Genomic DNA, 25260 nt, shown 5'->3' on the forward strand with positions numbered 1-25260 from the left:
TTTTATAGTTACATATTTCTATAATGAGAGAAATAAAACTTATAAATATAAATAATTATGATTAAATATTCATTTTTGTATATGGAGGTAGAGTTAAAGTGAAAGTTTCTGTGATCGGTACAACGGGTTATGGAGGAATCGAATTACTGAGAATTCTTCATAACCATCCTATATTTCAAATACAATCTATCCACTCATCAAGAGGAGAGTCTCCTATTTGGACGGAATACCCACATTTATTCGATATTAATAAACAAAAATTAGAAAAAATTGATCCAGAAAAGATTGCTATGAATGCAGATTTGGTCTTTTTTGCAACCCCATCAGGAGTTTCAAGTGAACTTGCAGCTGCATTTGCAGACTATGATGTAAAGGTGGTTGACTTGTCTGGTGATCTACGTTTAAAAAATCAAGAAGATTATAAAAAATGGTATAAACAGGAACCAGCGCCACAGTCGCTTTTAGATAAAGCAGTATATGGATTATCTGAATGGAACCGCGAGAACATCGAAAATGCTGAATGGATTTCAAATCCAGGATGCTATTCAACCGCATCGTTACTTGGATTGGCACCGATTGTTAAAGAAAACTGGGTAGTGCCAACATCAATTGTGATTGATGCTAAATCGGGCACTTCTGGTGCGGGGAGAAAACCATCAAGAATGCATATGATGGCAGAGATGACGGAAAACTTTAAAATTTATAAAGTAAACGAACACCAACATATCCCTGAAATTGAACAACAATTAGTCGATTGGAATAAAGATATTAAACCAATTACATTCTCAACACATTTACTTCCAATATCTCGGGGAATTATGGCCACTATCTATGTGCAATTAGGAAAAGAAAAAAAACTTACGGAAATTCATGAGCTATATCAACATTATTATGAAAAAGCTCCTTTTGTAAGAGTTCGTCCGATTGGAAATGACCCTGCTATAAAGGAAGTAGCCGGTTCAAATTATTGCGACATTGGTATTCATTTGGATGAGAGAACAGGAAGATTAACGATTGTATCGGTTATCGATAATTTAATGAAGGGTGCCGCAGGTCAAGCGGTACAAAATGCAAACATTATGAATGGGCTAGACGAGAAGACTGGAATTGACTTTATTCCAATGTATCCATAAAGAGGATTATATGTCTTGAGCTAACCACTGGAGGAGGAAACGCGCGTGCAGGCGGAATCGAAAGTAAAGGAAATAAAAAATGGCGGTATTTTATCACCAAAAGGTTTTTTGGCCGACGGAATTGCAGCTGGAATTAAAAAAGAAAAAAAAGATATTGGTTTGATTCTAAGTGTTGTGCCAGCAACTGCTGCTGCTGTGTATACAACAAACCAGTTTCAAGCAGCCCCCCTCAAAGTAACACAAGATAGTATCTCCCATGAAGGCCTGATTCAAGCGGTTGTAGTGAATAGTGGCTGTGCAAATGCCTGTACAGGTGACCAAGGGTTAAAGGATGCTTATGAAACGAGAGAATGGGTTGCTCAGAAGTTTAATATCCCTCAACATTTAGTGGCAGTTGCCTCAACAGGGGTCATTGGAGTTACCCTGCCTATGGAGAAAATAAAAGCTGGAATTGAGAAGTTAAGTCCTTTAGCAACGAAAGAGCATGCGAATTCCTTCCAAAAAGCAATTTTAACAACGGATACAACAATGAAAGCTTGTTGTTTTGCCACAGAAGTAAATGGAAAGACAGTCACAATGGGTGGAGCAGCAAAGGGATCTGGGATGATCCATCCAAATATGGCTACCATGCTTGGATATATTACAACCGATGCAAACATTTCACAAGAGGCTCTTCAATTAGCATTAAGAGAAGTGACCGAAAAATCATTCAATCAAATTACCGTCGATGGGGACACCTCAACAAATGATACGGTTTTAGTTTTAGCGAACGGGCAAGCAGGGCATGACCCTTTAACACCTGCACATCCAGACTGGTCCAACTTTATGGGGATATTAACCTTAACATGTGAAAGTCTTGCTAAGCAAATTGCAAAAGATGGCGAAGGCGCTACAAAGCTAATCGAAGTAGAAGTGCAAGGAGCTCTAAATGAGCTTGATGCAAGAATAATTGCTAAGCAAATAGTAGGTTCCAGCTTGGTAAAAACGGCAGTCTACGGTGCTGACGCGAACTGGGGAAGAATTATTGGAGCAGTTGGTCAAACGAACGCCTATCTAAATCCCGAGAACGTGGATGTCTCAATTGGGTCGATTGAAATGTTGAAATCCAGTGTACCCGTTTCATTCTCGGAGGAAGTGGCTTTAGACTATTTAAAGCAGGATTTTATTCAAATTTTTGTTCATTTACATTGTGGTGAGGCAGTTGGTAAGGCATGGGGCTGTGATTTAACCTATGACTATGTAAAAATTAATGCAAGCTATCGAACTTAAGGGTGATAAAAGTGGGGAAAATTGTTATTAAATGTGGAGGAAGTATTCTCGATGAATTAACCTCAGAATTCTTTACTGGTTTAAAGCTTCTACAAGAACAGGGAAATCAAATCATTTTTGTCCATGGCGGGGGGCCAGATATTAATCAGATGCTCACCATGTACGAGGTTGAACCTGAATTTTATAATGGCCTAAGAAAAACGACTGAACAAACATTAGAAATAGCTGAGTTAGTGTTATCAGGACGAACCAATCGTAAACTTGTTCAGAAACTAACTATGCATGGTTTTCAAGCGTTTGGAATTAATGGAAGTGATGTCGGTTTACTGCAAGCAGAATATATTGACCAGGATTCCCTTGGTTTTGTTGGTGAAATTGTCTCAGTAAATAATAAAATGATCACGAACTTTATCCAGGATGGAATCGTTCCTGTCATTACGCCAATTGCAATTCATCGAAGCGGTCAAAAATTAAATGTCAATGCTGATTATGCAGCGGCAGCTGTTGCTCAGTCAATAAAAGCGGATCAATGTATCTTTGTAACTGATGTTGCAGGAATTATGGTGAATCAACAAGTCGTTGATTCATTAGAAAAAACACAGGTAGAGAGATTAATTGAGGATGGTACGATTTACGGTGGAATGATTCCGAAAGTAACATCTGCAATGTCAGCCCTTGAAAAAGGGCTGTCTAGTGTCATGATCGTTTCAGGAAAAGCTACATTTTTTGATGGCAATGGGTGGAAAGGCACTAAAATTATCGGAAAAGAGTGAAGATGATATGAGCAATTTATTCCCGACATACAGTAGATGGGAAGTTGAGCCTAAATGGGCTGAAGGTAGTTTTCTATACGGGAAAGATGGGAAAAAGTATTTAGACTTTACTTCTGGTATTGGTGTGAATAATTTAGGACATCGCCCAAAGGCTGTCCAAGAAGCGGTTCAAGAACAACTGAATAAATTTTGGCATGTGTCCAACTTATTTCCTGTGGAAATTCAAGAAACGGCTGCAGAAAAATTAGCACAAGCTGCTGGAATGGATCTAGTCTTCTTTGCAAATAGTGGTGCTGAGGCTAATGAGGCTGCTATAAAGCTTGCAAGAAAAGCAACAGGAAGGAAAAAGATTATTACTTTTTATCAATCCTTCCATGGTAGGACATATGCTACTATGTCTGCTACAGGTCAGGATAAAATTAAAAAAGGTTTTGGTCCAATGCTCGAAACCTTTACATATGTCCCTTACAATGATTTGGAAGCATTAAAAGCAGAAATAGATGATGAAGTAGCAGCAGTCATGTTAGAAGTGATTCAAGGTGAGGGAGGGGTGATCCCTGCCAACAAGGAATTTCTAAATGGGGTTGAAACTCTTTGTAAACAATACAATTCATTAATGATCATCGATGAGATTCAAACAGGAATCGGTCGTACGGGCAAGCCTTTTGCTTTTCAACATTATGGATTAACACCAGATATCGTTTCGGTGGCCAAAGGGTTAGGCAATGGTTTCCCAATTGGTGCTATTATTGGAAGAGATGAATTAAAGGATGTATTTGGTCCAGGGAGTCATGGCACGACATTTGGAGGGAATCCACTTTCAGTTGCATCCTCTATTGCAACGATGAATATAATATTCGACGAGGATTTCCTAGCCCAAGTAAATGAGAAGGCAGACTTTTTAAAGAAAAACTTAGATGAGCAGCTTTCAGGTCTTTCAAATGTTAGTGGAATTAGGGGTCTTGGTCTCATGGTTGGAATTGAAGTTAAAGGACAGGTTTCAGAACTGCTGCAAGAATTAAGAGTCAATGGATTGATTGTTTTATCAGCAGGTGAGAATGTTATTAGACTTCTCCCGCCATTAACCGTGACAATTGAGGAACTTAGAAGTGGAGTGGAAGTTCTCGCTCAAGTTCTTACAAAAAATAGTTAAACAGCCGTCTTGGCTGTTTAACATTACGGTTGACTGCATAAATATGAATAAAGTATAATAATTATACAAATTTTCGTGGGGTGGGGCAAAATGGAAGGATACTTACAGTTAAAATGTGGGGATCGTTTTAAAGGGAAATGGCTAACCAATGTTCCTGAAAAAACGATAAAAGGTGAAATTGTATTTTTTACAGGAATGACTGGTTACCAGGAGGTATTAACAGATCCGTCTTATAGAGGAAAAATTGTTGTATTTACTTACCCATTAATCGGTAATTATGGAATAAATGAGGCAGACTTCGAAAGTAAAAAATCACATGTTGCTGGTGTGGTCGTTTATGAAGCGAAGGAAGTATCATTCCATTATGAGGCAAAGAAGTCCTTGAAAGAATATTTACAAAAATGGGGAGTCCCAATGTTGGGTCATATCGATACAAGAGCAGTAGTTAAAAAAATTCGTAGTATAGGAACAATGCCAGCTGTTTTATCGAAATCATCTGAAGTGGAAGAAAATGAGTTTATTTTGCCAGCAGAAGGAAAAGTGGAACAGGTGACAAGTACTATAAATAAAACGGTGGGAATGGGTAAGCATCATATCGTATTACTTGACTTTGGTTCCAAAAAATCAATTGTTGAAAATTTAGTAAAACGTGATTGCAAGGTAACAACGGTTCCATCGAATATAACCTACGAAGCTATTAATCAGTTAAAACCAGACGGCATTTTATTATCAAATGGACCTGGGAACCCAAAAGAATTGGAATATGCATTGCCTACCATTAAGAAGCTAATACAGCTATATCCAACTTTGGGAATTAGTCTAGGTCACCAAGTGGCAGCATTGGCTTTAGGGGCAGATACAGTAAAACTGACTTCTGGTCATCATGGAGCCTATCCGATTATTGATTTAGACACAAACAAAGTTTTGATGTCTTCACAAAGTCACAGTTATGTAGTAGATAAGGAATCGGTTAAAGGAACAGGTCTTGTTCTACGATATACCAATTTACATGATCACTCGGTTGAAGGGTTCATCCATGAAACTTATCCACTTCATACCGTACAGTTTAATCCTGAATCACATCCTGGACCATTAGAAAGCAACTATGTATTTGACGAATTTATAGAAACAGTAAAAGCAAACAATGGGAGAGTATATGCATATGCCTAAAGATACAACCATCCATTCAATCCTTGTTATTGGCTCTGGTCCGATTGTGATCGGGCAGGCGGCCGAATTTGACTATGCCGGAACGCAAGCATGTTTGGCGCTGAAAGAGGACGGCTACGAAGTTATTTTAGTTAATGATAATCCTGCAACCATCATGACGGATCATAGTTTTGCAGATCGAATTTATTTTGAACCTTTAACTGTTAATGTATTAGAGAAAATCATTGCAAAAGAAAAGCCAGATGGATTGCTCGCAACACTTGGGGGGCAAACGGGGTTAAATTTGGCGTTTCAATTAAGTGAAAATGGAATTCTTGAAAAATACGGGGTGAAGTTGCTCGGCAGTTCAATTGAGTCAATCAAAAAAGGAGAAGATCGAGAGGCATTTCGCGCTCTTATGCACGAGTTGAATGAACCCGTTCCTGAGAGCACCATTGTGCACGAATTACAAGAGGCTCTTGATTTTGCAGAAAAGATTGGATTTCCGATCATTATTCGCCCTGCCTATACTTTAGGTGGAACAGGGGGCGGGATCGCTTCAAATAAGGAAGAGTTCATCAAACTTGTATCAGGTGGGTTAAAGGAAAGTCCGATCCATCAATGCTTAATCGAGAAGAGTATTGCTGGATTTAAAGAAGTTGAATACGAAGTCATGAGAGATGCCAACAACACTTGTATCACGATCTGCAACATGGAAAATATTGACCCAGTGGGGATTCATACTGGAGATTCAATTGTTGTTGCACCAACACAAACATTAACAGATGTTGAAGTGCAAATGCTTCGGTCGGCATCAATAAAAATTATATCGGCACTAGAAATTATCGGTGGATGTAACATCCAATTTGCTCTTGATCCAAACAGCAAAAAATATTATTTAATTGAAGTTAATCCAAGGGTAAGTCGTTCGTCTGCACTTGCGTCAAAGGCAACAGGGTATCCAATTGCGAGAATGGCTGCCAAGTTATCTGTTGGATATTTATTAAATGAGATCATTAATCCAGTTACAGGGAATACATTTGCAAGCTTTGAGCCTGCGCTTGATTATGTTGTTGTGAAGGTTCCAAAATGGCCGTTTGATAAGTTTACTTCTCTTGAGCGTAAGTTAGGAACACAAATGAAGGCAACTGGCGAGGTAATGGGAATTGACCGCAATTTAGAAAGGGCTTTACTAAAATCGATTCAATCACTTGAAATTGAAAATAATGATTTAAAATTTATGGCTCTAAACAAGTTAGATACAGACCAATTACAGGAACTTCTTCTTCAACAAACGGATCAACGCTTTTTTGTGATTATGGAATTGTTAAGAAGGGGTCAATCAGTGAAAGCTTTACATGATGCCACAAAAATTGACTTATTTTTCCTTCAAAGCTTTTATGAAATGATCCAGCAGGAAAAGGAGATTTCGTCTACATCTTTAGAAAATGTAACGAAAGTACAATTTCATTTGTGGAAGGAAAAGGGATTCAGCGATCAGTTTATTGCTTCCGAATGGGGAGTTGAAGAGAAGAAAATTCGTCTTAAAAGACAAGAATTGGGCATCCTGCCTGTTTATAAAATGGTGGACACATGTGCGGGAGAGCTAGAGGCTGTATCAAACTATTATTACTCTAGTTATTTTGGTGAGAATGAACAAACTCCAAGTAATCGAAGAAAAGTAGCAATTATTGGAAGTGGTCCAATCCGAATCGGGCAAGGGATTGAATTTGATTATTGTTCTGTGCATGGGGTACTGGCTCTAAAAGAGGAAAATGTTGAAACGATTTTAATCAATAACAACCCGGAAACAGTAAGCACCGATTTTACAACGGCAGATCGATTATATTTTGAGCCTTTAATTTTAGAAACGATTTTAAATGTCATTGAAAGCGAAGGAATCTCGGAGGTTATTGTTCAGCTTGGAGGTCAAACGGCCCTAAATTTAGCTAAGCAATTAGAGGATTATGGTGTAACCATTCTTGGAACCAATTCACAAACGATTGATATTTTAGAGGATCGCGAATTGTTTTATCAACTATTGGATCAATTGGAAATTCCCCATATTCAAGGGGATATTGCATATGACAGTGCTGGAATAACCCAATTAGTTTCAACATTAGGATTTCCCGTGCTAATTAGACCATCGTATGTCATTGGTGGTAAAGGGATGGAACGGATTAATAATGAAATAGAACTGGAAGCTTATTTGCAAAATGATGATATTCCTTATCCTGTATTGGTTGACCAATTTATGCAAGCTTCAGAGGCTGAATTGGATCTTGTCGCAGATGGAAGTCAAATTCAAGTGCCGGCAATTATGGAGCATATTGAAAAAACAGGTGTCCATTCTGGAGACAGCTTATCTATTTTACCTGCTCAGAATTTAACTGAAACTGCAAAATTAAAAATGAAAGAATATGCTTTAAAGATCGTTCAAAAGCTAGGTTATAAAGGGCTTATGAACATTCAGTATATCGTAAATGGGGATGAAGTTTATTTACTTGAGGTCAATCCGCGTGCAAGTCGTACGGTTCCGATTGTAAGCAAGGTTACAGGGATTCCGTTAGTACAGCTTGCTACAAAAATTTTAATAGGAAAAGATCCATTGACACCATTAACAACCGATATCCTAAATCAGGAAGAAGATATCCCTTACGTATGTGTCAAGTTCCCTGTATTTTCAAACTATGCATTAAGTGGTCTAGATTCAAAAGTAAGTGCAGAAATGAGATCAACAGGAGAAGGGATCTCCATTGCAGATAATTTAAACGAAGCTCTAAATAAAGCATTCCATGTATCCTTGAAAAATAAACAAGGAAATGTCATCCTTGTCAGCACAATGGAGGACTTGGAACCTTTAAAAGAACTAGCCGCCCAATCAGGCTCAAAGCTCGTCTTAATTGGGAACGAGGAAACCTACCTAAAGGATTCACAAACCATTGCTTACTATAATCCAGGCGGCCATGAAGAGGATAAAGCCTTACGTGCTGTTGCTACAAAAAACCGTGTCATTACCTTTACAGAAAAGGAAAGCTTACAGGCATTTTTATTAGCATTAACAATAAAAGATTTTACTGTTCATTCCATCGAAGATTGGTACAATATGAAGAAAGAGGACGTGAATGCAATATGATGTCACAACATACTACTGAATATAATTTAAATCTAAAAGGGAAAGACCTATTAACTCTAGCTGACCTGAGTCAAGATGAAATTTTAGGGTTGCTGGCTAAGGCAAAGAACATCAAAGCACTTCATCTTGCTGGTGAAACGTACCATCCTTTAAAAGGGAAAACATTAGGGATGATTTTTGAGAAATCTTCAACGAGAACACGAGTATCTTTCGAAGCAGGAATGTACCAATTAGGTGGTCATGCATTGTTCCTCAGCAGCAATGATCTTCAAATTGGAAGAGGAGAACCTATTTCAGATACAGCACAGGTACTATCTCAATATTTAGATGGAATCATGATTCGGACATTTGAACATGAAAAAGTGGAAGAACTTGCAAAATATGCAACTATTCCAGTTATTAATGGACTAACTGATTTGTTTCATCCATGTCAAGCATTAGCGGATTTATTGACGATCCAAGAAAATAAAGGCGAGCAAATGAAAGGTTTAAAAATGACCTATATTGGTGACGGAAACAATATGGCCCATTCATTGATGATTGCTTCAGCTAAAGTGGGTATGGACTTTTCAATTGCTTGTCCTGATGGGTATAAACCAGATGAAAAAGTTGTTAAGATGGTTGAGGAATTTGCAAAAGAGACAAATTCAAAGATTGAGATTACACATGACCCCGTTAAAGCGGTAAAAGATGCCGATGTGATTTATACAGATGTCTGGACGAGTATGGGCCAAGAAATAGAAAATGAAGAACGTATGAAAGCATTTGCTGAAATTTATCAAGTCAATGGGGAGCTTGTCAAGCATGCGAAGCAAGATTATATTTTCTTACACTGCTTACCTGCACACCGCGGAGAAGAAGTAACAGCCGAGATCATTGACGGCAGTCATTCTGTTGTGTTTCAAGAAGCAGGAAACAGACTTCATGCGCAAAAGGCATTAATGGCTGAATTAATGTAGGCTGGGTTTCCCTTATTTTCCTTTATAATGGTTATGAAAATAGCCATAATAATAGGGACCACAAATAAGGGGGAATTAATATGGGCCAAAACCGACAATTTCGTCCAGGTCAAAAAGCTCCGAATAATGGAATTTATATTGAAATTGGAGATACTGGAAGCAATGTCAATAACCCGAAATTGATTAAAATGAAGGCTGGCGATGCTTTCCCAGAAAATTCAAATGACGAACGTCTGTGGACATATCAACGTAAACCTTAATAAATACGAATAGGCCATCCTATAATGGGGTGGTCTTTTTGCGCATTTTATGATGTAAACCTTCTGTTATTTTGCCGAAAAAACGGGTATAATAAAAATAAAGGTCAAATTAGGTCAAAGGAGGTCGTTGTTATGGACATTAACTCAATGACTGAAAAGGTTCAAAAAGCCATTATGAACGCCCAAAACATTGCTGTTAGAGAACAGCACCAAGAGGTCGATGAAGTCCATTTATACGTTGCACTGGTAGAAGATCCAGAAAACCTGATTATCTCCATTTTGGAAAAAATGAACGTAGATATCAAGGAAATCCAGAAAGGGCTGCAGTCATTATTATCCAAAAAGCCTCAAGTGTCCGGCAGTGGAGTTGAACAAGGTAAACTTTATATAACAAATGGACTACAGAGAGTTTTTGCTGAGGCAGAAACATTTATGAGGCGATTTAATGATGACTACTTATCTGTAGAGCATATTATGATAGGATCGATTTCTCTTCCGTCTGAAATCGGAAATTATTTTAAATCAAAAGGAATTGCGTTAAAGCCTTTATTAGAGGTGATAAGAGAGGTTAGGGGGAATCAACGAGTGACATCACAAAATCCAGAAGGTACATATGAAGTATTAAAAAAGTACGGTAGAGACTTAGTCGCAGAGGTTCAATCTGGAAAGGTAGATCCTGTTATTGGCAGGGATAGTGAGATCCGCAATGTCATCCGAATATTATCTAGAAAAACGAAGAATAATCCCGTTTTAATTGGCGAACCAGGAGTTGGGAAAACGGCGATTGTGGAAGGATTAGCACAGCGAATTGTCCGCAAAGATGTTCCAGAGGGGTTAAAGGATAAAACAATTTTTTCCCTGGATATGAGCGCATTAATTGCAGGAGCAAAATTCCGTGGAGAATTTGAAGAACGTTTAAAAGCGGTTTTAAACGAAGTGAAAAAAAGTGATGGTGAGATTATCCTCTTTATTGATGAAATTCATACGATTGTCGGTGCTGGTAAAACAGAAGGAGCGATGGATGCAGGGAATATGTTGAAGCCGATGCTAGCACGCGGGGAACTTCATTGTATCGGTGCCACAACTCTTGATGAATACCGGAAGTATATTGAAAAGGATCCTGCATTAGAACGACGCTTTCAACAAGTTCTCGTACAAGAACCGAATGTAGAAGACACGATTTCAATTTTAAGAGGACTAAAAGAGCGTTTCGAGGTTTTTCATGGCGTGAATATCCATGACCGGGCTTTAGTTGCCGCTGCGACATTGTCTGACCGGTATATTACCGATCGATTTTTACCAGATAAAGCGATTGACTTAGTTGATGAAGCGTGTGCGATGATTCGTACAGAAATGGACTCCTTGCCATCCGAATTAGATGAAGTCACGAGAAGGGTCATGCAGCTAGAAATTGAGGAAGCTGCTTTAGAGAAGGAAAAAGACGATGCAAGCAAGGAAAGACTTGAATCTTTACGAAAAGAACTGGCTGAATTTCGTGAACAAGCCAATTCGATGCGGGCTAAATGGCAGGTTGAGAAGGAAAGTCTTCATAAAGTTCAAGAAAAACGTGAGCAATTAGAAAGACTTCGACGGGAATTGGAACATGCAGAAAATGAATATGATCTAAATAAAGCGGCTGAACTTCGGCATGGACAGATTCCAGCTTTGGAAAAAGAATTGAAACAGTTAGAGGTCGAGGTTAATGAAAAACAAGGAGAGCGATTATTAAGAGAAGAAGTGACAGAAGAAGAGATCTCTTCAATTGTCGCTCGATGGACGGGAATCCCTGTTACGAAATTGGTTGAAGGGGAGCGGGAAAAACTTCTTCGTCTAGAAAGTATTTTACATGAAAGGGTTATTGGTCAAGAGGAAGCTGTTGGTCTTGTCTCAGATGCCGTTTTAAGAGCAAGAGCTGGAATCAAGGATCCAAAACGCCCGATTGGTTCATTTATCTTCTTAGGCCCTACAGGTGTTGGAAAAACAGAACTAGCTAAAGCATTAGCTCAAAGTTTATTTGACAGCGAAGATCAAATGGTTCGGATTGATATGTCTGAATATATGGAGAAACATTCTGTCTCAAGATTGATTGGAGCTCCTCCGGGATATGTAGGCTATGAAGAAGGAGGGCAATTGACAGAAGCTGTAAGAAGAAGCCCCTATTCGGTTATTCTGCTAGATGAGATTGAAAAGGCTCATCCTGAAGTCTTTAATATTTTATTGCAAGTTCTTGATGACGGAAGAATTACCGATTCTCAAGGAAGGATGGTCGATTTTAAAAATACAGTCATTATTATGACCTCGAATATTGGATCTCATCATCTATTGGACGAAAACCAAGGGAATGAGGAAATTGCTGAGGAAACCCGTGATCTTGTTATGGGGCAATTAAGAAATCATTTCAGACCAGAATTCTTAAATCGGGTGGATGAAATCATTTTATTTAAACCACTGACATTAAATAATATTAAAGAAATTGTTATTAAATTGATTAAAGAATTGCAACTTAGATTATCAGAACAACAAATAAAATTAAGTATAAATGATGAGGCAAAAGAATATATTGCAGAAAATGGATTTAATCCTGTCTATGGGGCGAGACCATTGAAAAGGTTTATCCAACGAAATCTGGAAACGAAGATTGCGCGTGCGATTATTGCTGGAGATATTCACGAAAACCAAACGGTCACGATTGTCGTGAATCAAAATCAAATTGGATTTGATATTGAGTAAAGAAAGGCCCTAATCGGTCAAAAATAAAAACAAGTCATTCTGTCGGAACGGAATGACTTGTTTCAATTATTTTTTTACTGATGACTATCTTGCTCTGCTGGATTTGGCAGGATAGCAGGAATCACATAAACTAATACGGTTACACCGACACCTAATAAAAGGGCTGTTTGGAGATTAAAAGCGACACCAACCATTGAACTAACTACATATGTAAGCATTAACATTAAAAGTAAAGCCCAAATTAAAGTCATAATATAACGCACAACATTCACCTCAAAGTATAGTCTCTCTATCTATGTTACCATATTAGACATAATTAATAAATCATCAATTCCAAGTTTTCTACTTTTCAATAAATAAGTTGGCATAATTAGGCTATTCCCTATTCACTTTGTTCTTTTATCACATACATTAATCATAGAGAATTAGTCAGCTGAGCTTTAACTTTCAGCAGGGCAAATTGATCCGAAAGAGTTAAAGGAGAGTCATTCGATGGAGATCCGGAACTTTCAATTGGATACCGAATGGAATGTGATTCACTATCCTGAAAGGCCTCAAGGTTTCGGTATCCTCATCATTGGGGACGAAAGACATTTTGTTGATAGTAACACAAGCTTTTGGCTACAAAATGAAGGGAAATCAATACTATTACATTCACTATTAGATGCGGGTTATACCGTTTTTTATAGCAATTTGTATGGAAAAAATTGGGGGAGTCAAAAAGCGGTACGGTTATCGAAAAGAGTATATCAACATATCATCCGTTCAGAAATTCTTAATGAAAAAATTCATATTCTTGCCGAAGGAATGGGAGCATTAGTCGCCTTGAAGCTCATTCATGACATGAAGGATTGTATCCGATCTGTCGTTTTACTAAACCCCATTCTTTCGTTAGACCATCAATTAGAGTTAGAAAAGGATCGGAAGTTTTTTTACAAAAAGATGGTTAGAGAGCTTTCTCAATCCTTCAATCAAGATGGGGAGCAAATGATCAAAATGATCCGAGAAGTAGATGCCCCTTGGAATGAAAAAACGTCAGTCCCAATGAAGATCATTCATGTTCTATCGGATGGTCGAGCTTATAAGCAATCCCAACTCTTGAATCAACTATCAGCGAAATGGGAGAATGAAAAAGCACCTGTTTCATTATGTTATATGGTTCCTGAGAAAAGGATGCAAATGTCAGTCCCTATTCAAGAATTCTATAAAAGGCACGAAAATCTTTTGTGAAAAAATTCAAACCTTTATTTCGACAGTAAATAAATAACCTCCCTATGCATATGATGGTGTTACCGAATAGCATAGGGAGGTTTATTATGGACAAGGCTGTCATCGTTGGTATTTATGAATTTATCGGGTATCAACTCTGTGAAGCTTTACTACAAGAAGGAATTCAAGTATATGGAGTTCATATCCCATCAAATACTCCCGCACAGATTGTGGATGAAAAGCGCCTATTAATCGGAAGAAACAGTAATTTTATTGAAAAGGATGATACGTTTCTGTCAACATTAGGTTATTTAGCAAATGATGCATTTATTTTTTTTGATTACTATAGTTTTTATATGAATAGAAAAGAAGACATATTCATGAGAAAGATTCAAACATGCTTGGAATATGACTTAGAAGCGGCCGTCATGTTGCCCGTTCAAAAACTTGAAACTGAAATTGATCACAATACTAGTTCTGTACTTTCTCAATGCAAGTTCCACTTTTATTTACCTTGTATATATGGACCATGGCAGCCTTCTAACTATTTCTTCCATAAGGCTTTATTAGAACCTAATCAGACTCATCCTCTTGAAGAGAGGGAGTGGACGAAAGATACGATATTTGTAGAAGATGTGGTTGAAATAATGATAAAAACCATTGAGGAAAAAAATACAAAATCTGCTTTATTGAAAAGCAGTATTGAAGATCATTGGCAAAAAGTTGCCACAGAACTCTCCCAACATATACCTAGATTCAATCCGCAACGTCATATTGAAATCGGAAAGAATTTAGCAGTCATAAACGTAAAAGGGGTTCCATACAAGGAAGGAATACAAAGACAAAAAAAGTATATCACGCAAATAGAGAATTCTAATTAATAATAAATGAAGAATAATAACCTTTCATCTATTAGAACAAAAGGGTAGAATAATAGTAAATTTAATGAAAACGTCTTGTCGTATAGTTGTGAGGGAGTGCAAAGTATTGAAACGGGTTATAACATGGCTATTATGTCTTCTCCTTTTCCTAACATCATGTGAAGTAGCAGGAAAGCAAGGGGAACTAAAAAAGGTGGGGCTTTTAGTACCCGAAACCATTATTGATCAAAACTGGGGAACTAAATCGTACAAAGGTTTATTGCAAATTCAATCTGAGTATGGGGTTGATGTTTTTTATAAAGAGGGTATGGACTCTCAATTAGTCGTTGAACGGGCTGTTGAGGAATTTAAGCAAAAAGGGGTTAACTTAATATTTGGGCATGGTTTCGAATATGCTCAATATTTCTCTACCATTTCTTTAAACTATCCGGAAATCCATTTTATAGTTTTTAATGGTGACGCTAAAAATGACAATATAACTAGTCTGAATTTTGAAGGGTATGCGATGGGGTTTTTCGCAGGGATGGTGGCTGCACATACGACAGAAACCAATCGTATTGGCGTAATTCCTGCATACGAGTGGCAGCCGGAGGTTCAGGGCTTTTATGATGGTGCGAAATTTGAAAATCGTTTCGTTCACGTTGAGATACAGTATGTAAATGATTTTGATGATGTAGAGAAAGCCCTCCAAATATTTGAAAGCATGAAAGCTCAAGGAATAGATGTCCTTTATCCAGCTGGTGATACTTATAACGTACCTATAATTGAAAAAATCAAAGAAAATGGGTTATATGCCATTGGATACATTTCCGATCAATCAGATTTGGGAAAATATACAATTTTAACAAGTACGGTCCAGCATATAGGAACCCTTTATAGTTGGGTGGCTGAAAGACTTAATGAAGGAAAACTAGAATCGGGAAATTTATTTTTTGACTTTCAAGATGATGCGATTTCCCTTGGTACGTTCAGCTCGCTTGTTGACGAAGCATATGTTAACAAAATAAATGGTTATATTGAAGAGTATAAAGAAACGGGAAAACTTCCGAATCAATCGTTAAATAAAGAAAGCTGACCTTTAAATACAGGTCAGCTTTCTTTCAATTACTTTTTAAATTTATCAAGATAAGGTGTGATTTTTTTCCACAACGGTTTAAATTCTTGTGCTGTTTCAACCAATAAATCAATATTTTTCATCAGTTTTTCTGTATCAATTTGATTTAATAAATCATTGATGCTATTTTGTTCGGCTCCCGTTTCTTTGCTATGTCTCCTTCCAAAAAGCCAATCGTTATTTAAGGTTGAATCCTGCCCCTCTTTTTTTCTTTCATCGCTTTCACTTTTATCTATTGGTTTACCAAACATAAAGGCTGTAAAAGGATCAATCTCCTCATTGAATGTAGTTTCTTTCTTTTCATTATTATCCATGATAATCCCCTTTCTCCTATAATACGAGCTGAATTTTATTTTTCCATTAAATCTTGAGTGTGAATTTATGGATGTGTTCTTACAATAAAATATGATCTAGACACAAAAATGTATGGACTTTTTTCAAAACGATTAAAGGTTAATGTCGATGAGAATGTATTGCACAATGCTCCTACTATTTGATAAAATTGGTACCAAGTCATAATATTTGATAACAAGCTTAAAAATTAATTTGCTAGTTTCTAATTTGGCAGGTCAATTCAACTTATGTATGAGAATATAAGAAGAAAATAAATCATGATATAAAGGAGTGTTCATGATGAACGCAGGAATTTTGGGAGTTGGTAAATACGTACCCGAGAAAGTTTTAACGAACCAAGATTTGGAAGAAATAGTAGATACAAACGATGAATGGATTCGAACAAGGACGGGTATTGAAGAGCGCAGAATTGCTGATGACCATACAGATTCATCTGATATGGCTTATGAAGCTGCTGTTGAAGCTCTAAAACATGCAAATATTAAGGCTGAAGAATTAGATATGATTTTAGTGGCGACTGTAACACCTGATCATCCATTTCCTTCTGTATCGTGCATGTTACAAGAACGCTTAGGTGCGAAGAAGGCAGCCGCAATGGATGTAAGTGCGGCTTGTGCAGGATTTATGTACGGGGTGATTACTGCAAAACAATTTATTGAAAGTAATGCTTATAAATATGTTCTAGTCGTAGGAACAGAGAAACTTTCAAAAGTGACAGACTGGAATGATCGGAACACAGCTGTTTTATTTGGAGATGGTGCGGGAGCGGTTGTTATGGGAAAAGTTTCAGAAGGACGTGGAATCCTATCATTTGAGTTAGGAGCAGACGGCACCGGAGGTAAGCATTTGTATCAGGATGAATATATCATCATGAATGGACGTGAAGTATTTAAGTTTGCCGTTCGCCAAATGGCTGACAGTTCTGTACATGTGATTGAACAAGCAGGTCTAACGAAAGATGATGTAGATTTCCTCATTCCACATCAGGCAAATATTCGAATTATGGAAGCGTCAAGACAACGACTAGCATTACCTGAAGAAAAAATGGCTAAAACGATTAGAAAGTATGGAAATACCTCATCTGCATCGATTCCAATTGCTATGGCTGAAGAATTACAAGCCGGGAAAATTAAAGATGATGATGTTGTCGTAATGGTAGGATTTGGCGGCGGTTTAACTTGGGGCGCTATTTGTATGCGTTGGGGTCGCTGATTTTTTAAAAGTAAGGAAAAATAAGGAGATGTTAATATGGAAAAACGTCGAGTTGTTGTAACAGGAATTGGTGCTGTAACTCCACTTGGTAAAGATACAGAAACAACTTGGAATAATCTAGTTGCAGGTGTTTCAGGAATTGGTCCTTTGACAAGAGTAAATGCAGATGATTTTCCTGCAAAAGTAGCAGCAGAAGTAAAGGATTTTGATCCAAGTGAGTTTATGGAGAAAAAAGATGCTAGAAAGATGGATCGGTTTACCCAATTTGCTGTAGCTGCATCCATTATGGCAGTGAAAGATGCTAACCTTGAAATTAACGAGAAGAACTCAGATCGTGTGGGTGTTTGGATTGGTTCGGGTATTGGGGGAATGGAAACATTTGAAAATCAATATCAAAACTTTTTAAATAAAGGATATCGCAGGGTGAGTCCATTTTTTGTTCCGATGCTCATTCCTGACATGGCAGCAGGACAAGTATCCATTACTTTAGGGGCACGAGGAATCAATTCATGTACAGTTACAGCATGTGCAACTGGTACGAATTCAATTGGAGATGCCTTTAAAGTCATTCAGCGCGGAGATGCAATTGCAATGATCACAGGTGGAGCAGAGGCGCCGATTACAAATATGTCAATTGCTGGATTCTGTGCCAACACAGCGTTAAGTACAAATCCAGATCCTAAGACAGCATGTCGTCCATTTGATGCAGATCGTGATGGGTTTATTATCGGTGAGGGTGCTGGTATTGTTGTATTAGAGGATTTAGAACATGCATTAGCTCGCGGAGCCCATATTTATGCAGAAATTGTTGGTTACGGTTCAACAGGTGATGCTTATCATATAACAGCACCAGCTCCAGCAGGTGAGGGCGGCGCTCGAGCGATGAGAATGGCAATCAATGATGCAGGTTTAACTCCAGAAGAGATTGATTATATTAATGCACATGGGACAAGTACGGGTTATAATGATAAATTTGAAACATCAGCCATTAAAGCAGTATTTGATGATCATGCATATAAGCTTCAAATAAGCTCAACTAAATCTATGACAGGTCATTTATTAGGTGCCGCTGGAGGAATAGAAGCAATTTTCTCCGTGTTAGCCATACAAGAAGGGATTATCCCTCCAACAATTAATTACCAAACTCCTGATCCAGATTGTGATTTAGATTATGTTCCTAATGAGGCAAGAAAGCGTGAGATTAACACTGTGTTAAGTAACTCACTTGGATTTGGTGGACACAACGCAACCATTGTCTTTAAAAAGTATCAATAGAAATAAAAGACAGGCTTGATTCAAGCCTGTCTTTTATATTTAAATAATAATGATTTTAAGTTAAAATTGACTTTAATGAGGAAATGTCTATAATAAAGTTATAGAAAAGTACTAATTCAATGGGTTGTGTCAGATAATTTAAGGAAAAGTTATTATTATTAATTAGAAAGTTGTGGGTGTAACATGGAGAAAATTATAGAAATCTTAAAGAAGGAAAATATTCGAATTACACCACAAAGACTAGAAATGATTTCGATTTTAAAAGGTACAAAAGAACATTTTACAGCTGAAGATATTTATCAAAAGCTCATTAAACAATTCCCTTCAGTCAGTATTGCAACCGTCTATAATAATTTAAAGTTATTTGTAAAATTAGGTTTAGTCAATGAACTGCAATTTGGAGAAGGGCTTAGTAAGTTTGAATGGATTGACAAAGAACATTACCATATTATTTGTACAAGTTGTGGTGAAATTGAGGATTTCCATTATCCTCAATTAAAAGAAGTAGAGTCCTTTGCCCAAGATTTATCTAAATTTAAGATTAAAGATCATCATTTATTATTTTATGGGTTATGCCAAGACTGCAATAAATTGGAAAAGGCAAGAGAAACATAATAATGAGTCTCCACATCCGTTAATGGATGTGTTTTTTTATTGATTAATACACGAATATATATTTTCCGCCATATTCTTATTCTAGGGGGGATATAGGTGGGAATTGAAAGAACAGACATATGGCTTAAGGAAAATTTTAATCGACCTCTTAAACTTCTCAGAGAGAAGGTGTTATCAAATGAACAGGAAGATGAGAAGAGGTTATATAATCTATTACGTTCATTTGGAATGTATAGCCCAAATCGATTAACAAAAAGAAGACTAGGACAGTTAAACGAACAAAATTTTTGGTCAAAAGCCGAAAAAATATTTGATTCCTATCAAAAAAAATGGCAGGGGCCAGATATTCCAATTTATATTTTTCCTATTCATACAAGTTTTAGCCAGGAATTGTCGGGAGTATCTTTTAATAATAAAATGTTTTTGTTTATATCACCAGTAGAAAAACTAAAGAGATTAGAGGCCCTTATTGTTCATGAATATCATCATGTTTGTCGATTGAACAAGAGCTCCAAATTAATGATAGAATACACTTTGCTTGACTCTGTGCTTATGGAAGGTTTTGCTGAATGGGCTGTTACTAAATTCTGTGGAGAACAATATAACGCAAAGTGGATACATGAATATACGGATGAACAACTTGAACGGTTTTATAAAAGGGATATAAAACATCATTTAATGGCAAAAAGAACGGAGCGAATTCATGATGTTTTGCTTTTTGGAAAAGGTTTGTATCCTGAGCTAATAGGATATTCAGTTGGATATTGGTTGGTCAAAAAGGCGAGTGAAAAACATAAATTTTCCATAGAAGAAACCTTTACAGTTACATCAGAGGAAATTAAAAAGATTATTGAATAAAAATCAAATTATTCCCTTTTCCTAATCCCCAAAATCAACAAAAATTGGATGGAATCCATCACTACAGGAATATTTTAACTATGAACTGCCTATACTGAATGACAAATAGTTAGCTGAAGTGAGGGGTAAAAAAATGATGTATCTTCATGATGTTTGGGTAAATTGGTTTGAAGGGGAAGAGAACGGTTATAATGTGTGCCATTTTCACGAGTGGCGAAAAGATGACAGCGTAGAATTACTTGACCAAGTGCCGTTATTAAAAATAGATTCTGTTCTTTATAACTACATTGAAAATGATTTATCAGAGTTACCACAGCAATTATTGGATGATATTTATCAAAAAGCATTTTTACGAAAAAATCATGAACGTTGCCAATTGGATTATTGTTTCGTTGTTTCGGACGGGGTTGGAATTTTGGCTGTTGATACAATTGGTTATAATATTCCAATTCGTAAGAGTAGGCTAATTCCGCGTCAAGAACAACTTGCCTTTGATATGCTTGAAAGTCAAGAAGTGCAAATCTATTCATTCCAGCCATCTTCTATCAGCAAGAAGGAATTCCATATTCTATCTCCAAAGCCAGAATTGATGAACGGATTAACCCGTAAAGAGAGACAATTAAAACAGCTTTTATTCATGGCATTGGATCAATTATATACGTCTAAAAATACAGCGGAAATCCGTTATTGGTTTACAGAATGGAGTCCAGATTTGTATGAATACATCCAAATGCTTGACATGGAAGAGGCTTGGCAGCAATTATTTGAAAATGTAAAATACGGTTGGACAAGTAAACATGAACAGTTTTGTGAGAATTTAATTAAAGGCCAGCCATTCTTTGAGAAACTATGGGATATGGAGCAAGGGCATAAAGTTAATTAAGACAAAAAGGGAGCTGAATATATTTCAGCTCCTTTCTTCTATTTAGCTTGTCTAACTTGTTATCTTCTTTTTCGTCCTAATCCCATGGCGTTTTCCATCTTCTTGAGCATTTTAGAAGCTACTATATTAGCTTTTTCCGCTCCCTTATCAAGAATTTCATCTAGCTCTTGTGATTCCATTAACTCGTTGTATCTGTTTTGAATTGGAGAAAGAGTATCAATCACGACTTGGGCTAAATCCCCCTTGAAAGCACCATACCCTTTTCCTTCGTACATCGCTTCCAATTCCTTAATTGATTTTCCTGAGAAAATCGAATAAATAGAGAGAAGGTTTGATAAACCTGGTTTATTCTCAACATCGTATCTAACAATTCCTTCTGAATCAGTCACAGCACTTTTGATTTTCTTTTCAATTTGTTTAGGTTCGTCCAACATTGAGATGAATCCTTTTTGATTGGAATCAGACTTGCTCATTTTCTTTGTAGGATCTTGGAGAGACATAATCCGTGCTCCTACTTTTGGAATTCTTACCTCGGGAATGGTAAAAATTTCTGCGTACTTTTTATTAAATCGTTCAGCCAGATCGCGTGTTAATTCAAGGTGTTGTTTCTGATCTTCACCAACTGGTACAAGGTCCGCACTGTATAATAAAATATCCGCAACCATTAATGGTGGATAAGTTAATAGTGCAGCTGATACGGCATCTTTTCCAGAAGACTTATCTTTAAACTGAGTCATTCGTTCAAGTTCACCGATATATGAAATACATTGCATCATCCATGCTGCTTGAGCATGTGCAGGGACTTCTGATTGAATAAATAATGTGGCTTTATCCGGGTCTAAACCGACAGCTAAATATAGTGCCGCTAAAGAACGAATATTTTTTCTCAGTACTTGTGGATCTTGTGGGACTGTAATTGCATGTTGGTCAACAATACAGTAAAAACAATTAAATTCATCTTGTAATTCCACAAATTGTTTTAATGCGCCGATATAGTTGCCAAGTGTAATGGTGCCGCTTGGCTGAATACCAGAAAAGATCGTTTTCATTGTTTATCCTCCGTTTATAAGCTAAATTCATAAAAAAAACCATTCACCCCTTCAAATAGGGACGAATGGTCCGCGATTTTACCCTATTCTTTTTAAAAGCTACTATAGTATGTACATTTTAACTATAAAATAGCTTAATTTGTAGAAAAAATCAAGTTTAGGGGATTAATTAGTACATCGATCAACAAAAAACTTGGTTCATGAATAAAAATAAAAATATGTCAGAAACCTCTTTAATAAAGCTTTCAACAGGATGAATTTTTTTAACAAAATATTTACAAAAAATTTAAGGTATTGAAATATAATTAATTACATTTATAATAAAATTTATTAAACAGCGAACCATTGATAAAATATATCTCTTTAAAAATATTTTTCTAATGAAAGTTATTTTATTTTTCTCGTAAAATTATGGTAAAATAACTTATATTGAAGAATGAGGAAATGACATAATGTAAAGTGTCTGACTATTTCGATACAGAAACACAAATGTTTTTTTAGAGAATACAAAAAATGGTTTTGTTAGTAAAAATTAGGAGGGGGAAAAATGAAAAAGAGATCATTACTTGTCATAAGTATGATGCTTGTTTTAAGCGTGTTCCTAGCTGCATGTGCAGGGAACAGTGAAGGTGAGAAAGATGGGGAAGTTGCTCAGGATCTTCGTATTAATATAAATACGGAACCTCCAACTTTACACCCTGGTTTAGCAGAGGATTCAACATCAGGAACTGTGCTTCGTCAAGTGTTTGAGGGACTTTCTCGAATCAACTTAGAGGGAGAGGCAGAATTAGCGGCTGCTGAAAAAGTGGATATCTCTGATGATCAAAAAACTTACACATTCACACTACGTGAAGCAACATGGTCTAATGGAGACCCTGTTACAGCTAAAGATTTTGAATATGCATGGAAATGGGCGTTAGATCCTGCTAATGCATCAGCCTATTCTTATCAATTATATTACCTAGAAGGTGCACAAGCATTTAATGAAGGTACTGGCAGTGCAGATGAGGTTGGAGTAAAAGCACTTGATGATAAGACTTTAGAAGTTAAACTTGTTAATCCAACACCATTCTTCTTAGAACTTACTGCGTTCTATACTTACTTACCAATCAACAGTAAGATTGCTGAAGCAAACCCTAACTGGGCAAATGATGCTGGTGAGAGTTATGCAACAAATGGACCTTTCAAATTAACCGAATGGTCACATAGCGATAAAATTATCCTTGAGAAGGATGAAAATTATTGGGATGCAGATGCAGTTAAGTTAAATAAAATTACGATGATCATGGTAAATGATCCAAATACAGAGTTATCTATGTTTGATAGTGGCGAACTTGATTGGGCGGGTATGCCGACTGGAAACCTACCACAGGATGCATTATCAACGTTAGAAGATGCAGGGAAATTAAATACAGAACCGATTGCAGGTATTTATAACTATAAACTAAATACTACTGTTGAACCTTTCAACAATGCAAATATTCGCAAGGCTTTTGCATTGGCTATTAATCGTAAAGAGTTAATTGATAATGTAACACAAGGTGGCCAAATGCCAGCAATGGCGATTGTGCCTCCGACAATGATACCTGAAAATGAAAAAGGTTATTTCAAAGATAATGATGTTAAAAAAGCTAAAGAATATTTACAAAAAGGTTTAGAAGAACTTGGATACAGTGATGTATCTGAACTTCCAACAATTGGTCTTTCATATAATACAAATGAAGGCCACCAAAAAATTGCCCAAGCTATTCAAGATATGTGGAAGCAGAACTTAGGGGTCGAAGTAACATTAGATAACTCTGAGTGGAAAGTATACATTGATAAAGTACAATCTCTAGATTATAACATTGCCCGTATGGGTTGGTTAGGTGACTTTAACGATCCAATTAACTTCTTGGAAATGTATTATTCTGCTACTGGTGGAAATAATGACACCGGTTGGGAAAACCAAGAGTTCCAAAAGTTATTAGATCAATCTGCTACAGAACAGGATGAAGAAAAGCGTCTTGAATTATTAAAACAAGCTGAAGAGATCTTCATGGAAGAAATGCCTGTTATCCCGATCTATTTCTATACAAATAACTGGGTACAAGCAGAAAACTTAAAAGATGTTGCAGTATCAGGACTTGGTGATGTTCAGTTTAAATGGGCTCACTTTGAATAAGAAGTCATCTTATGAAAGGTATATAGGGGTTCCCTATATACCTTCATTTCTTTAAAGTAATTTTTAATCAATTTCAAATAATCTTGTAAAATAAGAAATTTATATTATGTACTTTTTTAATAAATAGAAAATGGAGGTGTTGACATTGGCTAAATATATTGGAAAACGCTTGTTGTATATGCTGGGCTCATTATGGCTCATTATTACGGCAACCTTTTTCTTAATGCGAATGGCACCAGGTAACCCATTTACATCTGAAAAAAAATTACCACCTGAAATTGAGGCGAATCTAAATGCTTTTTACGGTTTAGATCAACCTTGGTATGTTCAATACTGGGATTATTTAGTAAGAATTGCTAATTGGGATTTTGGTCCATCATTTAAATATAAAAGTCAAACAGTCAATGATTTAATTAGCGATGGTTTTCCTGTTTCTTTGGCATTAGGCTTAGAAGCAATTCTTATTGCCATTGCAGTTGGGGTTTTGCTAGGGGTTATTGCTGCACTAAATCATAATAAATGGCTTGATTATAGTTCAATGGTTATAGCTGTATTAGGTATCTCAATGCCATCATTTATTCTTGCTACTTTATTACAATATTTCTTAGCAATAAAATGGCAAGTTTTTCCAGTTGCACTTTGGGAATCTCCGATGCATACTGTTCTACCTGCCCTGGCACTTGCTGCCGGTCCTATGGCGAATATTGCAAGGCTAACACGTTCATCCATGCTTGAAGTATTAGCGAATGACTATATTAAAACAGCAAAGTCTAAAGGATTAAGCAGAGGAGTTATAACAATCAAGCATGCTATACGAAATGCTATGTTACCTGTCGTATCATATATGGGGCCACTATTAGCTGGAATCATTACAGGTAGTTTTGTTATCGAGCAAATATTTGGTATACCTGGACTTGGGTCCCACTTTGTAACGAGTATTACAAATCGTGATTATACCGTTATTATGGGTATTACGGCCTTTTATAGTATTCTATTACTTGTTTGTGTTCTCCTTGTCGATATTGTATATGGACTAATCGATCCTCGAATTAAACTATCTGGGGAGAAGAAAGGAGAGTAGAAC

At 36.7% G+C, this 25260-nt stretch carries 22 protein-coding genes; 19 read left to right on the top strand and 3 right to left on the bottom strand.

All coding sequences use genetic code 11. The features are described 5' to 3' along the window. The first annotated feature begins 98 nt into the window (after positions 1–98). From argC to clpB, 9 genes are all read left to right on the top strand, one after another. Positions 99–1133 carry an N-acetyl-gamma-glutamyl-phosphate reductase gene (gene argC, locus R4Z10_RS05190; protein ID WP_338472144.1) on the top strand — a complete coding sequence of 345 codons (1035 nt, stop codon included), beginning with the start codon at positions 99–101 and terminating at the stop codon, positions 1131–1133. A 45-nt stretch (positions 1134–1178) separates the two neighbouring features. Further along, positions 1179–2402, top strand: coding sequence for a bifunctional ornithine acetyltransferase/N-acetylglutamate synthase (argJ, locus tag R4Z10_RS05195; protein WP_338472145.1), 1224 nt, complete (start codon positions 1179–1181; stop codon positions 2400–2402). Between the two features lie 11 nt (positions 2403–2413). Continuing rightward, positions 2414–3175 carry an acetylglutamate kinase gene (gene argB / locus R4Z10_RS05200; protein WP_338472146.1) on the top strand — a complete coding sequence of 254 codons (762 nt, stop codon included), beginning with the start codon at positions 2414–2416 and terminating at the stop codon, positions 3173–3175. Positions 3176–3182: 7 nt separating this feature from the next. Beyond that, positions 3183–4328, top strand: coding sequence for an acetylornithine transaminase (locus tag R4Z10_RS05205; protein ID WP_338472147.1), 1146 nt, complete (start codon positions 3183–3185; stop codon positions 4326–4328). 90 nt (positions 4329–4418) lie between these two features. Further along, positions 4419–5498 carry a carbamoyl phosphate synthase small subunit gene (locus R4Z10_RS05210; protein WP_338472148.1) on the top strand — a complete coding sequence of 360 codons (1080 nt, stop codon included), beginning with the start codon at positions 4419–4421 and terminating at the stop codon, positions 5496–5498. Next, a complete protein-coding gene (locus R4Z10_RS05215) occupies positions 5491–8613 on the top strand; it encodes a carbamoyl phosphate synthase large subunit (RefSeq protein ID WP_338472149.1) in 3123 nt (1040 codons plus the stop codon). The genes R4Z10_RS05210 and R4Z10_RS05215 overlap by 8 nt, the downstream gene beginning before the upstream one ends. After that, positions 8610–9572, top strand: coding sequence for an ornithine carbamoyltransferase (argF, locus tag R4Z10_RS05220; protein WP_338473164.1), 963 nt, complete (start codon positions 8610–8612; stop codon positions 9570–9572). Before R4Z10_RS05215 ends, argF begins: the two co-directional genes overlap by 4 nt. 80 nt (positions 9573–9652) lie before the next feature. After that, the gene (locus tag R4Z10_RS05225; RefSeq protein WP_338472150.1) at positions 9653–9832 is read left to right on the top strand and encodes a YjzC family protein; all 180 of its coding nucleotides are present in this window, start codon (positions 9653–9655) and stop codon (positions 9830–9832) included. 132 nt (positions 9833–9964) lie between these two features. Beyond that, positions 9965–12562: an ATP-dependent chaperone ClpB gene (gene clpB, locus R4Z10_RS05230; protein ID WP_338472151.1), complete on the top strand. Its 2598-nt coding sequence runs from the start codon at positions 9965–9967 to the stop codon at positions 12560–12562. Between the two features lie 74 nt (positions 12563–12636). On the opposite strand, the gene R4Z10_RS05235 is transcribed toward clpB, so the two are convergent. Beyond that, positions 12637–12813: a YjzD family protein gene (locus R4Z10_RS05235; protein ID WP_338473165.1), complete on the bottom strand. Its 177-nt coding sequence runs from the start codon at positions 12811–12813 to the stop codon at positions 12637–12639. Between the two features lie 241 nt (positions 12814–13054). Between R4Z10_RS05235 and R4Z10_RS05240 the strand changes: the two genes are divergently transcribed. The 3 genes from R4Z10_RS05240 (at position 13055) to R4Z10_RS05250 (ending at position 15727) form a co-directional block, all read left to right on the top strand. Next, on the top strand, positions 13055–13792 hold the full coding sequence (locus R4Z10_RS05240; RefSeq protein ID WP_338472152.1) for a hydrolase: 738 nt from the start codon (positions 13055–13057) through the stop codon (positions 13790–13792). Positions 13793–13878: 86 nt separating this feature from the next. After that, the gene (locus R4Z10_RS05245; RefSeq protein WP_338472153.1) at positions 13879–14652 is read left to right on the top strand and encodes a hypothetical protein; all 774 of its coding nucleotides are present in this window, start codon (positions 13879–13881) and stop codon (positions 14650–14652) included. Positions 14653–14758: 106 nt separating this feature from the next. Continuing rightward, the gene (locus tag R4Z10_RS05250) at positions 14759–15727 is read left to right on the top strand and encodes a BMP family ABC transporter substrate-binding protein (RefSeq protein WP_338472154.1); all 969 of its coding nucleotides are present in this window, start codon (positions 14759–14761) and stop codon (positions 15725–15727) included. Positions 15728–15756: 29 nt separating this feature from the next. Here the strand turns inward: R4Z10_RS05250 and R4Z10_RS05255 are convergent, their stop codons facing one another. Next, positions 15757–16080: a hypothetical protein gene (locus R4Z10_RS05255; RefSeq protein WP_338472155.1), complete on the bottom strand. Its 324-nt coding sequence runs from the start codon at positions 16078–16080 to the stop codon at positions 15757–15759. Positions 16081–16399: 319 nt separating this feature from the next. On the opposite strand from R4Z10_RS05255, the gene R4Z10_RS05260 reads away from it, so the two are divergent. The 5 genes from R4Z10_RS05260 to R4Z10_RS05280 all read left to right on the top strand — a co-directional run bounded on the left by R4Z10_RS05260 (position 16400) and on the right by R4Z10_RS05280 (position 20963). Beyond that, positions 16400–17332, top strand: coding sequence for a beta-ketoacyl-ACP synthase III (locus R4Z10_RS05260; RefSeq protein WP_338472156.1), 933 nt, complete (start codon positions 16400–16402; stop codon positions 17330–17332). A 36-nt stretch (positions 17333–17368) separates the two neighbouring features. Then, positions 17369–18607: a beta-ketoacyl-ACP synthase II gene (gene fabF, locus R4Z10_RS05265; RefSeq protein WP_338472157.1), complete on the top strand. Its 1239-nt coding sequence runs from the start codon at positions 17369–17371 to the stop codon at positions 18605–18607. Positions 18608–18790: 183 nt separating this feature from the next. Further along, entirely contained in the window at positions 18791–19222 is a 432-nt protein-coding gene (locus R4Z10_RS05270) for a Fur family transcriptional regulator (protein ID WP_338472158.1), read from the top strand. 96 nt (positions 19223–19318) lie between these two features. Continuing rightward, positions 19319–20080 (top strand): DUF2268 domain-containing putative Zn-dependent protease, encoded by a 762-nt coding sequence (locus R4Z10_RS05275; protein WP_338472159.1) that lies wholly within the window; start codon positions 19319–19321, stop codon positions 20078–20080. Positions 20081–20213: 133 nt separating this feature from the next. Next, positions 20214–20963, top strand: a complete 750-nt coding sequence (locus tag R4Z10_RS05280; protein ID WP_338472160.1) for a YjbA family protein — start codon at positions 20214–20216, stop codon at positions 20961–20963. A 59-nt stretch (positions 20964–21022) separates the two neighbouring features. Here the strand turns inward: R4Z10_RS05280 and trpS are convergent, their stop codons facing one another. Continuing rightward, a complete protein-coding gene (trpS, locus tag R4Z10_RS05285; RefSeq protein WP_338472161.1) occupies positions 21023–22012 on the bottom strand; it encodes a tryptophan--tRNA ligase in 990 nt (329 codons plus the stop codon). A 547-nt stretch (positions 22013–22559) separates the two neighbouring features. Between trpS and R4Z10_RS05290 the strand changes: the two genes are divergently transcribed. After that, entirely contained in the window at positions 22560–24176 is a 1617-nt protein-coding gene (locus tag R4Z10_RS05290) for a peptide ABC transporter substrate-binding protein (protein WP_338472162.1), read from the top strand. Positions 24177–24321: 145 nt separating this feature from the next. Continuing rightward, complete coding sequence (locus R4Z10_RS05295; protein WP_338472163.1) at positions 24322–25257, top strand: ABC transporter permease; 936 nt, start codon at positions 24322–24324, stop codon at positions 25255–25257. Positions 25258–25260 lie beyond the last annotated feature (3 nt).

It is taken from the genome of Niallia sp. XMNu-256 (genome assembly GCF_036670015.1).
Lineage (GTDB): Bacteria > Bacillota > Bacilli > Bacillales > Cytobacillaceae > Bacillus_BD.